This is a genomic window from Rossellomorea aquimaris (assembly GCF_001877785.1).
GTDB lineage: Bacteria > Bacillota > Bacilli > Bacillales > Bacillaceae_B > Rossellomorea > Rossellomorea aquimaris_A.
In genome coordinates this window covers 1-11,673 of sequence record NZ_MINN01000079.1, presented here as the reverse complement: position 1 = coordinate 11,673, position 11,673 = coordinate 1, and the positions used below count along the sequence as shown (strand labels likewise).

Below are 11,673 nucleotides of genomic sequence, written 5' to 3'. Positions count from 1 at the left end.
TGAAAGCCACCTTTCAACAGTTCCTCATGCGAGGAACTGAGTTATCCGGTATTAGCCCCGGTTTCCCGGAGTTATCCCAGTCTTACAGGCAGGTTACCCACGTGTTACTCACCCGTCCGCCGCTGATTAAGGGGAAACTAGGTTTCCCAAAATCCGCTCGACTTGCATGTATTAGGCACGCCGCCAGCGTTCGTCCTGAGCCAGGATCAAACTCTCCGATAAAAGTTTGAATAGCTCTTTTTGCAACGATTACTCGTTGCGGTAAATCTAGAATTAACGTTGACGTAATTGTCTTGTTTTGTTCAGTTTTCAAGGTTCAATTTGTTGCTCACTTCGTTTGAAGCGACTTTATTAATTTATCACATCCAACGATGTGGTGTCAACTATTTTTTTGAATTAATTTTCAATGCGTTTTCGAGTTATTCGATAGCACAACAGCGACGTTTAATAATATATCAAGATTTTTTTACGGGGTCAATACATTTTTAAAGATTTTTTAACAATAGTTAAATTCATGACATTTGAAAGCGGCTGTTCAATGATCATGGCCCATCCCTGCAGGAAGCCTGTCCATTAGAAAGCCGCTGGCTTGTTTCAGTATTTTTCTTTTTTATCATTGCTGCTCTTCATATACTTGAGGCATTCTTTATGACTTGCGAATCTGCGGAATAGAGAGAACAATATTTTATACCGTTCGTCCATCGCCCGTTTCACGATATGATCAATCCTGGAATCTTTCAGGTCGAATAGTATTTCATCCATTTCTCTTTTCAACAGATATTCTAGTTCTTGTCTTTCTCTGTCGTCAATCATTAACCCCAGCAAGTAAGTCACCCCTTTATGTTGTTATTTGTAGTTTTTTCCATAAGCGGGATGTTATAATCATTTTTTTCACTGAAGTTAGATATTTTTTCCGGGGACATGCATATCTTTAATAGAGATATACGTCACGGAGGGATTATGAAATGAATGTTTTCTATACCGTCAATGCGAAACGAATGAAGCAGATCAGTCTGGTCATCATCATTTCTTTCTTTACCGCTCTTTTTGTCTATAGCGGTACGCTCTCTTCTGTCCCTGTATTTGGAACCAAAGACGGGCCAAAGGCTATTTATAAGGGAGAAAAAGGAGTTGCCCTGACTTTCAATGTTGGATGGGGAGATGAGAAGGCAAAACCGATTTTGGACGAATTAAAGAAGTTAGAGGTGCAGTCGGCCACCTTTTTTCTTTCGGGATCCTGGGCTGAGCGTCACCCCGACTTGGTTGAGGAAATTGTTAAAGCCGGATATGAAATCGGGAACTTAGGGTACGCATATTCAGATTATACGGATATGGAACCCAGTAAAATCAGACAGGATATCACGAAAGCGGATGATGTGTTTGAAAAATTGAATGTTAAAGATGTAAAGCTGCTTCGTGTTCCTACCGGACATTTTAACAAGGAAACATTGAAGGTTGCTGACAGCCTCGGTTTAACGGTCGTTCATTGGAGCGTGGATTCTAAAGACTGGACCAATCCCGGGACGGAGGAAATCATCGAAAATGTGAAGGATGCGAAAAAAGGGGATATCATCCTGCTTCACGCTTCCGATTCTGCAAAGCAGACCAAAAAAGCACTGCCGGCCATCGTAAAGACCCTGAGAGGAAAAGGGAATTTTGTGTCGGTATCGGATATGATCTCAAACGGGGATGCGAAATCATCATTAATTCAATAAGAAAACCCCGGAGAGGCGTTTTGCACTCTGCCGGGGCTTTTTTAATTCTTCTGTTCTTTATTCTGTCTTTCGATTCGGGATTGCTCGATGTATTTTGGAAGCTTCAGCAGCTGATAGGCATTACATACCAATAAAGCGATCAACATAAGGTACAGCCACTTAATGGAGTTCACAAGGAGTACCGGAAGCCATTCCAGCGTTGTGACGACGACCATGAAGAATAATGCGGAAATAAAAGTATTGGTCCTCGATTCCGATTGTTGATTCTTCGCATAAGCAACAATCATCCCCACCAGCAGGATCCCAATTCCCAATAGGATGTATGGAGTGTAAGAAGAACCTTCTTCTGCAAAAGCCCGGAACCGGAAGTAAATAAGGTCAAATAACACAAAAGCAATCAAAACGAGCTGAACGGAATTCCAAAAACTCCTGAACATCCCCATTCCAAATTGGTGAATGGTCAGATATGCAAAGTATCCCATTTGACTGATGACACTGAATGTAAATCCAACGAATAAAAACCATAAAAGGCTGGATAGTATGCCGATTACATCCCCGTCTTGTATGAACGGGCTGTATTGATCCCACCTGATGAACAGTGATGCAACCGCTGTCACGGAACCGCCCAGAATCAATGTATGTACAAAAAAACGAATCCAATTTCGGATGGTCACTTCATTTTTCCCCCAACTATATAATATACACTCTGTTGATTGTACCAACGCTTCCCTAAAAAATCTAGGTTCCAGTGCCGGATGTGTATATTTTTTTCGCAATTTCTCATATTAAAGGTAAGGGAATTTGTATGGAAGGAGCCTACCCATGAAAAGATATTCCTTTCTTTTTCTCCTGCCTATGCTCCTCTTGGCCGCTTGCGGCGGAGGCGGAGACACAGTCAGCAGTAAAATGGATTATGAAGAAACCAAGAAAATGGTTGTCGATATATTAAAGACCGATGATGGAAAGAAAGCCATCCAGGAAGTAATGGCCGACGATAAGATGAAGTCAGAGCTTATTATGGATCAGAAAGTTGTAAAAGATACCATATCAAAAACCCTTACGTCAGAAAAAGGCACAGAATTCTGGAAAAAGTCCTTTGAAGATCCAAAGTTTGCAGAAACCATGGCCAAAAGCATGAAAGACGGCAACGAAAAGCTGCTCAAAGATTTAATGAAAGATCCTGAATACCAGGGGATGATGATGGATTTAATGAAGGACCCTGAATTTCAGAAAGAATTAACAGAGGCCTTAAAGAGCAAAGAGTTCCGGGAACATCTTCAACAAGTGATACTTGAAACATTTGAAAGCCCATTGTTTAAAGCTAAAATGCAGGATATTCTCCTTAAAGCAGCGGAGGAATCCGGTGCAGCCAAACAAGAAGAAGCCGGAGGCGGAGCCAGTCAAAGCGGCCAGACCGGAGGCGGTCAAGGCGGCAGCGGCGGAGCCGGCGGTTCTTCGGGCACAGGAGGCGGCTGATAAACACTGGCCCCTTTATAGAAGGTGTAAAAGAATTTTGTCTCAGGCCGGCCTGCTGATGTCGTTATTTGACCCCAGCCGCTGCCTGAAACTTCAAGTCCTGCGTTAGCCAGTTCTCAATTTCAACACAATAAAAAAGGACAAATAGCAGAGGGTGCTCCCCGCTATTTGTCCTTTCAATTTTCTCAGGATAATTTATCTATGACTTTATGGGCGATCTCCCCATAAATTTGTCCAAGCCTGTGGTCTTCAGCATATATGGAAGGAGCGAAATCCTCCTCATTCCAATCAGGCTGCTGCAGCGGCAATTTTCCAAGCAGGTCGGTCCGAAGTTCTTCCCTCAGCTTCTCTCCTCCGCCTTGTCCGAACACGAATTCCTTCTCGCCTGTAAGCTTGCTTTCGAAGTAAGACATATTTTCAATGACACCCAGGATATCATGGTCGGTCTGCAGCGCCATCGCTCCTGCACGGGCCGCTACAAAGGCAGCAGTCGGATGTGGAGTGGTGACGATGATTTCCTTACAGTGCGGAAGCATCGTGTGAACATCCAGTGCCACATCCCCCGTACCCGGCGGCAGGTCGAGCAGCAGATAATCAAGATCTCCCCACTCCACTTCAGAAAAGAAGTTGTTCAGCATTTTGCCGAGCATCGGCCCCCTCCAGATGACTGGAGCATTGTCCTCGACGAAGAAGCCCATGGAGATGACTTTTACGTCAAAACGTTCTACCGGAATAATTCTTTCACCGCGGACTACCGGACGCTTTACGATGCCCATCATATCCGGGACGCTGAACCCGTATATATCAGCATCGATCAATCCAACTTTCTTTCCTTGACGGGCAAGTGCCACGGCAAGATTTACTGAAACCGTTGATTTACCTACACCGCCTTTACCGCTGGCGATGGCAATGAACGTTGTTTTGCTGGCAGGTGACAATAAATCGGTGCCTTCCCCGCCTGTCCCGCGGTGTTTTTCAAGCTCTTCCTGAGGGAGTTCCGTAAAACGGATCCCAACTGATCCCGCCCCGTTTTCCTTTAATAATCCGACGACCTTTTGCTGGAATTGCAGCTGTTCGCCTGTACCGGTCTTCGCGAGTGCAATTTTTACACTGACATGTGCTTTTTCTTCTTTTACACTCACTTCCACAATACCGTTCGTTTCTTTTAAAGTTTTATGTAAAAAAGGATCCTCCAATTGTGATAAAAGATCGCGAGTCTGTTGTTCTGTTAACATGAATAACCACCCTTTTTTATGTATTCGTTTACACCCACTATCAGTATAACATACCGTTGTCAGAAATAACTGTTAAAAGGGCTGGAATACTTTCGGCATATACTATTGGAGGTTAGCGGAATCTGGCGCCGCAGGCTTAACCCGGCCACCAGGCACCCAGATATTGTTATCCTTTAAGCGGCATTATGCAAAAAAAGAACCGCCTTCATGCCAGTTCTTTTTTTTGCTGCTAATTATTCATTTGATTCTGTGCAAAGACCAGCCCGTTGTTGAGTGAACTGAATGTCTTGAGTTCTTTCAGATCGATTCCAAGATTGATGAGGGTCTGGGCAATTTCCGGACGTACGCCGACGAGGATGCATTCAGCTCCGAGCAGCCCCGCCGCTCTGGTGGATTCAATGATTCCCTGAGCTGCAAATGTATCCAACACCGGTACGCCGGTAATGTCCATGAAGACAATGGAAGAATGATATTTAGTCACCCCTTCGAGCAGGTTTTCTTTGATCCTGCTGATCCTTTCTTCATCAATATTGCCGACTAACGGCATCACCGAGATATGATCATATAATTGAATCACCGGTGCAGACAATTCAACAAGTGTCTGTCTTTGCATGTTGAAAGTCTCTTCCCAAGTATCCGTACATTTACTGATCATTTTATTGAAGACGGGATCAAACCAGTGATCGATTTCTTGATAAATATCCAATACCTCATCTTTTAACAGCTCATCTTTCAAAAGAATTTCCAATGCAGCCCGCCGAAATGACTGGTATCCGGCAGAAATATATTCAAGGGCTTCATTATTTTCAACAATTTTTCTATACAAATCATTAAAATCCCTGATGAAGTCTTCATTCTCCTGCTGAAGACTTTTATAGATTGATTCAAATAATTCATTCTTCACGTGGGTGTTCCGGTAATAAGAGATATTCAACTTGTCTGTTGTCTCATCAAGATCCCGGATCCATTTCGAATATAGATCCTGATAATTCTGTTCAAGAGTTTCGATAGCCGCTGCTTTCATATTTGAACCCTTCCTATCCTGATAACTTGTTTACTTCAAGTGTAGACTACTTCGAAGTTTCTAATACACTATACCCCTGCCTTGACTTTTCTTAACGTGGTTTCTGCTTATTCACAAAAAAAATAAAAAAGCCGCTCCTATGATGAGGAGAAGCTTTTATCGTCATTCTTTTTCGGTAAGGTAGTTCAGGACTCCCTGGTATATGGATGCAGCCACTTTTTCCTGATAATCTTCCTTGAGGAGGTTAGACCGCTCTTCCGCGTTTGAAAGGAAGCCGATTTCCACCAAAGCGCCCGGTTTTTTCGCATGCTTCAGGATATACACACTTTGAAGACCTTTCGCTTCACGAGTGGTGTTTTCCAGATTGCGGGTGAGTTCTTTCTGGATGGCTTTTGAAAGGGCTTTGTTTTCTTCATACTTTGGATTATAGAATGTCTGTGCACCGCTCCACTTTGGAGAAGGAATGGAATTCAAATGGATACTTAAGAACATATCTGCTTCAGACTCATTGACCAGTTTGAGACGTTTGTGCAAGTCCTCTACCTTTCTCCTGCTGTATCCTTTCATATCCTCCGGGGCCAGATCCTTGTCCTCTTCACGCGTCATCAGGACAAGCGCCCCCTGCTCTTGAAGATAGTCCCTGATTACAAGCGACACATTCAGGGCGATATCTTTCTCAAGGGCTCGTTCATCCCCCGCTCCTCCATCCGGTCCGCCATGACCCGGATCAATATAGATGATCTTTCCTGACAAGGGAAGATTCCATGAGTCCCACGTATCTTTATCCATGATTTTATATTGAACGATAAATAACAGGATTCCGAGGGCGGCAATGATCCCTGCAAGTTTCAGTTTCTGTTTCATGTCTCTCCCCCTATTTTCAGTAACCATGCTTTTCTTTACTAAAAATATGGGACAAGAAACCATTTTAGAACTGAAAAAAATCAGTGGAGCCGAAGCTTGTGCCGTTTAATTCCCTTTTCATACCCCTCTGACCACCATGTCTCCACAAAGTGCTCGCAACTGTAGAAAATGGATTCATCCACCTGATTGGAGATGCCCATCTCGGACCAGTACAGCCAGAAGTTATAAAGCGTATCGATGAAATGCTTTAATTCTTCACTGCAACGTTTTTTTACAGATTCCCTGTCTTCCCCGCTGTATCCAAACTTACTTACTTTCCCTCCGAGGAGATAGGCTTCAATCGCGACATCAAAGCATGCTTCGTCAAATCCCTGCTGCATGAATACGCCGCCTTGAATCTTTATATATCCAAAATGCTTCCGTACACTTTCCTGGAGCATTTTTATCGAAATTTCCTTGAGCAGTTTTCTTTCTGTCTTGATTTGTTTTTCTCTTCTCTTTGTATTGAAGGTTGTAATAACGTTCAATGTAGATCCACCCCTTTGAACGTATTTTCCTTCTTATGAGAAGTCTTCATTCGAGTAACTGTTACCAATTTTAATGGGAATTCAGTTAGCTTATTCTTAAAAAACTGTTCCCATATTAATCGCAGTCCGTTTCTTTCCGCTGCAGGCACAAGATTCCCCGGGGAGGAAGTCGAGCCTCCTCGGCACATATGCCTGCGGGGTCTCGACTTTTCCTCTGCATCCCGCCGTAGTCAAGTGCCTTCCGCTCCAATCCACTCTAGGTTTTATTGAGGTTTGATTCTTTAACAAAGGCTATTCCCAAAAATATTACCTAAAGAATGGTGATTCCAAATACAAAACACGTTTCATAAAGTCTTATTTTATAAAAACCCGAACTTTCATTTAACTCATTTCAAGGTTTTATTAGTAATACAAAATACTTTGTTTTTTAACTCGTTCCAGCGTTTGATTAGAGTGGAAGACGAAGACTCCTAATCGAAAAGACGGAAGGGCTTTGCTCAGAGGCGTGTGGCATAAGACGAATCGGCCACGAAGGCGTTCTTTGCCTTCTTGGTCGATTTGGCTTATGACATGTGCCTCTAAGCCCTGGAGCTGGACAGTTACCCCCATGACCGAGGCTCAGCAACCGCCCGCGGAAAGCGAAGTCTTCCACGGAAATCAAAAGCGGAGTTAGAGGACTATAACTAAAACCAGAACAGGTTCGTTGCTCATCATTTCGTAAAATACAACTTCCACAACGAAAATCCGATGATGGTGAGGAAGGTGATGAAGCCGTAGAGCCAGATGGAGAGCATTTCGTTTACGAACATGTTGTTTCATCCTTTCCTTTACTTTATGTTGTAGACTTTTTTGAGTTTTTGGCTCGTTTGCGGCTGTTTTTCTTTTAAGATGGGGGCGAACACTGTGATCACGGCGATGCCGATGAAGGTTGAAACGGCTCCCGCTGCCATGGTGCTTGGTACGATTCCCCCAAAGTACAGGATGAGGTAAGAAAGCAGTCCGATCACCATGGAAAGTTCCGCTGCCCTGGCGGATGCTTTTCTACGTGCATACACTGCGTGTAAAATCGGCCCCATCGTTCCGGCTGCGATTCCTGAAATGCCTATCCACATGATATCTCCCATGTACGCTGGCGGCTTCAGGACAATCAAGTATGCCAGGAGCCCGATGATGGGCACTGAAAGACGGCTGATCTGCAGTGCGATCTTCTCTGCTTTCGAACCGTTCACTTTCACGATCCCTCTTTTCACCAATACTTTCAGGAAAATATCATTGGCAAATACAGTCGAAATCGACACGAACAATCCATCCGTTGTCGACATCGCTGCAGCAAGGACCACGACTCCCAAAAGTGCAACGATGACTGCCGGAAATGCGTAGACTGCATATTCCATCAGTGCCAAATCAGGAGCAGCGACGTTATCTCCAAGGGCGGCCCTGCTGTATATCCCTCCGAATAACACCAAAACTGACAACGCGGCGGTAATTACATACGTCAAAATCATTTTCCCCAAATCCTTTTCACTCTTCAGCCCGAGCACTTTGTTAAAGAGATGGGGGGCGGAGGCAAATGCCCACTGAATCACGATCGCTCCTGTCACTAAACTAAGGGAAGAAAAATGAGAAGAGTCCGGATTGAAAGCCTGGATCAGATTCGCATCCTGTCCCGCCAATTTCGCGCTGATGCCGCTGAAGGTCGCCTGGATGCTCCCCTTCCAGAAGAGGACAATCCCTGAAATGAAAATAAACACACCGGCCGCGGCCATCATCACTGCCTGGACAGCATCCGTATAAATATCGGCGAATGCCCCTCCGCCAAAGACGTAAAGCACGACGATTACGGCTATAAAGATCAATCCGCCCTGATAGGACATGCCGAGCAGATATTCAAAGATGCGGGCACCTGCCACAAACTGGGCGGCTATATAAAAGATATTGAACAAAAGAATCAACCCTGTACCGACACGGAGGAGATCGCTGTTATAGAAATCCCCCAGCCAGTCGGGAAGGGAAAGTGACTTTTGTCCATTATTGAGCTTACGGACTTTCTTGGCTACCATCAATACGCCGATCGGCCCCCCGCCGATCATCGCCAGGAACAGCCAAAGATTCGATAACCCCCAATCATGCGACCAGCCCGGGTAACCGAGGAAGGTGGCGGCACTTAAGTACGTGGCGGCAAAGGAAAGCCCCAGGACATAAGGGCCGAGGTTTCCCCCGCCTATGGCAAAATCACTGACACTTTTGGTTTTTTTCATACTGATAAAGCCCAGCACGAACATCGCTGCAAGAAATACGGCAAATCCTATCCATGTATATAATGCTATTTGACTCATTTTCTTCTCCCTTCTTTTTTCAGTGTTTTATGAATGAACCGGCACAAGCTTCTTGGCAGGATGATCAGCAGGCAAATGTCTCCGGCCTCTGCCAAACATGTTTTCCCTCAGGGTGGATCCTTCATATTCCGTCCGGTAAATCCCCCGCTTCTGCAGTTCAGGGACCACCTGGTCGACAAACTCAGTGAAGGTGCCAGGTGAATACGTCTGGGCGATATTGAAGCCGTCCGCGTCCCCTTCCACAGCCCAACGCTCGATTTCATCCGCAATCTGCTCAGGCGTCCCGATGAACTTTACCGTCCCGTTACCCAGGCCGTGATTTTTGATTGCTTCCCGGAGGGTCCACCTTTTGTTCGGATCTTTTCCGTACATATCCAGATTCCCCTGCATCGCATCCGTTTCGATGTCTTCGATATACTGATCGGGATCGAACTGCGAGAAATCAATGCCCGTATGACCTGATAATAAAGAGGCGGTTCCCTCGTAGCTGACGTGGTTCGTAAGTTCTTCATACTTCGCGTATGCTTCTTCCTCCGTTGAACCGATGATTGGCAGGATCATCGGGAAGATCAGCAGCTCGGCCGGATTTCTTCCCTGTTCCTCCGCCCGCCTGCGGATATCAGATGTATAAAGCTTCAGACCGTCCAGTGAGTGATTTTTCGTAAAGACCGCTTCGGCATGCTTTGCTGCAAAATCCCTTCCTTTAGGCGAAGATCCCGCCTGGAATAATACCGGGGTGCGCTGCGGCGACGGCTCCACCAGATGAGGTCCCGGTACACTGAAGAATTCTCCTTCGTGGTTGATGGGATGAACTTTTCCCGGATCAGCAAAGGTATCATTTTCTTTATCATAAACGACCGCGTCATCCTCCCAGCTGTGCTCCCACAATTTATAAGCAACCTGGAGGAATTCATCGGCTCTATCATATCTCAACTCCTTCGGAAGCCTGCCGGACAGCCCGAGGTTGACGGCTTCACTCTCCAGATACGAGGTAACCACATTCCACGCAACTCTTCCGCCTGTCAGATGATCGAGCGTCGATAACTGCCGTGCCAGTGAATAAGGCTGTGCATAGGTAGTAGAAATGGTCGGTGCGAATCCCAAATGTTCAGTAACAGCGGCCATCGCGGAAATTGGAATGACCGGATCATGTGCAGGCAGCTGCACCGCTCCCCTGACCGCTGCATCATGACTGTTTTCATATACGCTGTATGTACCAAGCACATCCGCGATGAACATCGCATCAAATTTCCCGCGTTCGAGCGTCTTTGCCGTTTCGATCCAATAAGCCAGACTGTTGTGAGAAGTACCTTGATCTTTTTCATGCTTCCATAAACCCGTTGAATGCGGTGAAGGCGAGTTTTGAATAAAGCCGTTTAGATGAATTTGTTTTTTCATGGGACAGTTCTCCTTTTTTGTGAAAATTGATTGGCCGTGGCTTGGGGGTTGGGTCGATTGATTCGGTGTGATGAGATGGGAGGAGATGCGGGCGTGAATTTCAGTGTGAGTATTCTTATCGTTATACTCGGTTTAGAAACAGCGACTCATCAACTTTCTGTTGCAACGAAAAAACCTCTCCCGATGAGGAAGAGGTTCAATTCTATACCATCCACTCATCTTTCAAGCATCTGCTTGCTGGAATTAGCACCTTGTTACAAGTAACGGTTGCTGCGGGATCACGGGACCAGATTCCTCCCCCGGCTCTTGATAAGGATTTATTCAGTTGTGTTGTTCGAATTTTTATCATCATAACGGAGTCGAAATAATCTGTCAAATCAGAATACAAATTTTTAATTGAGCTGATTTGTGTAGATGGTCACGATTTTAAAATTGGAAACGCTTACCTATATTTTCGAATAAACAATGGTGTTTTAAAGTAAAATCTTGATGTTCCAGCCTTTATTGGAAGTTAATCTGGGAGATACTCTTTTACTTTAAAGGAATAATGAACTATATATGGTGGGGAGTCTAGTCATAATAGATCTTTTTTGTGAGTTTTTTACTGAGGGAAGGCCAGGGAGACAGGTCCCGCCGTTTTTAAAATTTATTGGGTCAGGAATCTGTTCTTGGGGTGAATTTAAGCGCAAAAAAACAGATACTTGTTAGGAACGCCTTCTGCAACCGAATTTCCAAGCCTAAACGGGCAAAATCCTGTCGAAAACCACTGCCACGTTCTAATTAAATGGCAGGATGAAACACCGAATGCTGGATTTGACGTTCAACGGGCTTTTCAAACCCATGAATGGCATGGCCGTTCAAAAGGATGTTGAAGGAATCTTTCGTTTATTGGACTTCTGTCAAGAAAATGGACCCCTAAAAATGAGAATGTTTTAGCTGAAATCCCTACCGCACTTTCGTTTGGTGGGGCGTTAGAAACAATCAATCTAAAACCAAGATTGATTGCCTCTAACGCCTAAGATGAATTTATGAGATTGAGTCCAGGTTTGAACGCTGATAATTTCTCTCAAAATTGTTTGGGGAAAGATACCCCAGCTT

The 11,673-nt window shown here is 44.8% G+C and carries 10 protein-coding genes, 1 rRNA gene and 1 riboswitch; of the genes, 2 read left to right on the top strand and 9 right to left on the bottom strand.

Annotated elements, in window-relative coordinates:
- Nucleotides 1–222 (bottom strand): 16S ribosomal RNA (locus BHE18_RS23455); the annotation flags it as partial.
- 372 nt (nucleotides 223–594) lie between these two features.
- A complete protein-coding gene (locus BHE18_RS09645; protein ID WP_071618383.1) occupies nucleotides 595–825 on the bottom strand; it encodes a hypothetical protein in 231 nt (76 codons plus the stop codon).
- Nucleotides 826–965: 140 nt separating this feature from the next.
- Between BHE18_RS09645 and pdaB the strand changes: the two genes are divergently transcribed.
- Nucleotides 966–1,715 carry a polysaccharide deacetylase family sporulation protein PdaB gene (pdaB, locus tag BHE18_RS09640; protein WP_071618382.1) on the top strand — a complete coding sequence of 250 codons (750 nt, stop codon included), beginning with the start codon at nucleotides 966–968 and terminating at the stop codon, nucleotides 1,713–1,715.
- A 41-nt stretch (nucleotides 1,716–1,756) separates the two neighbouring features.
- Here pdaB and BHE18_RS09635 read toward each other — a convergent pair whose 3' ends face one another.
- The gene (locus BHE18_RS09635; protein ID WP_071618381.1) at nucleotides 1,757–2,389 is read right to left on the bottom strand and encodes a KinB-signaling pathway activation protein; all 633 of its coding nucleotides are present in this window, start codon (nucleotides 2,387–2,389) and stop codon (nucleotides 1,757–1,759) included.
- 148 nt (nucleotides 2,390–2,537) lie between these two features.
- On the opposite strand from BHE18_RS09635, the gene gerD reads away from it, so the two are divergent.
- Nucleotides 2,538–3,191, top strand: a complete 654-nt coding sequence (gerD, locus tag BHE18_RS09630) for a spore germination lipoprotein GerD (RefSeq protein WP_071618380.1) — start codon at nucleotides 2,538–2,540, stop codon at nucleotides 3,189–3,191.
- A 185-nt stretch (nucleotides 3,192–3,376) separates the two neighbouring features.
- Here gerD and BHE18_RS09625 read toward each other — a convergent pair whose 3' ends face one another.
- The 6 genes from BHE18_RS09625 to BHE18_RS09600 all read right to left on the bottom strand — a co-directional run bounded on the left by BHE18_RS09625 (nucleotide 3,377) and on the right by BHE18_RS09600 (nucleotide 10,575).
- Nucleotides 3,377–4,426 carry a P-loop NTPase gene (locus BHE18_RS09625; RefSeq protein ID WP_071618379.1) on the bottom strand — a complete coding sequence of 350 codons (1,050 nt, stop codon included), beginning with the start codon at nucleotides 4,424–4,426 and terminating at the stop codon, nucleotides 3,377–3,379.
- A 229-nt stretch (nucleotides 4,427–4,655) separates the two neighbouring features.
- On the bottom strand, nucleotides 4,656–5,450 hold the full coding sequence (locus tag BHE18_RS09620; protein ID WP_071618378.1) for an STAS domain-containing protein: 795 nt from the start codon (nucleotides 5,448–5,450) through the stop codon (nucleotides 4,656–4,658).
- A gap of 162 nt (nucleotides 5,451–5,612) precedes the next feature.
- Nucleotides 5,613–6,314, bottom strand: coding sequence for an N-acetylmuramoyl-L-alanine amidase CwlD (gene cwlD / locus BHE18_RS09615; RefSeq protein WP_071618377.1), 702 nt, complete (start codon nucleotides 6,312–6,314; stop codon nucleotides 5,613–5,615).
- A gap of 80 nt (nucleotides 6,315–6,394) precedes the next feature.
- Complete coding sequence (locus BHE18_RS09610; protein WP_071618376.1) at nucleotides 6,395–6,841, bottom strand: DUF2521 family protein; 447 nt, start codon at nucleotides 6,839–6,841, stop codon at nucleotides 6,395–6,397.
- Nucleotides 6,842–7,668: 827 nt separating this feature from the next.
- Entirely contained in the window at nucleotides 7,669–9,177 is a 1,509-nt protein-coding gene (locus BHE18_RS09605; protein WP_071618375.1) for a sodium:solute symporter family protein, read from the bottom strand.
- Between the two features lie 27 nt (nucleotides 9,178–9,204).
- Nucleotides 9,205–10,575, bottom strand: a complete 1,371-nt coding sequence (locus BHE18_RS09600) for an LLM class flavin-dependent oxidoreductase (RefSeq protein WP_071618374.1) — start codon at nucleotides 10,573–10,575, stop codon at nucleotides 9,205–9,207.
- Between the two features lie 212 nt (nucleotides 10,576–10,787).
- Nucleotides 10,788–10,891: riboswitch (SAM riboswitch) on the bottom strand.
- Nucleotides 10,892–11,673: the final 782 nt, after the last annotated feature.

Coding starts and splice junctions, on each gene's coding strand:
- BHE18_RS09620 (WP_071618378.1), bottom strand. CDS start 5,450: ATGAAAGCAGCGGCTATCGAAACTCTTGAACAGAATTATCAGGATCTA.
- cwlD (WP_071618377.1), bottom strand. CDS start 6,314: ATGAAACAGAAACTGAAACTTGCAGGGATCATTGCCGCCCTCGGAATC.
- BHE18_RS09625 (WP_071618379.1), bottom strand. CDS start 4,426: ATGTTAACAGAACAACAGACTCGCGATCTTTTATCACAATTGGAGGAT.
- BHE18_RS09600 (WP_071618374.1), bottom strand. CDS start 10,575: ATGAAAAAACAAATTCATCTAAACGGCTTTATTCAAAACTCGCCTTCA.
- pdaB (WP_071618382.1), top strand. CDS start 966: ATGAATGTTTTCTATACCGTCAATGCGAAACGAATGAAGCAGATCAGT.
- gerD (WP_071618380.1), top strand. CDS start 2,538: ATGAAAAGATATTCCTTTCTTTTTCTCCTGCCTATGCTCCTCTTGGCC.
- BHE18_RS09605 (WP_071618375.1), bottom strand. CDS start 9,177: ATGAGTCAAATAGCATTATATACATGGATAGGATTTGCCGTATTTCTT.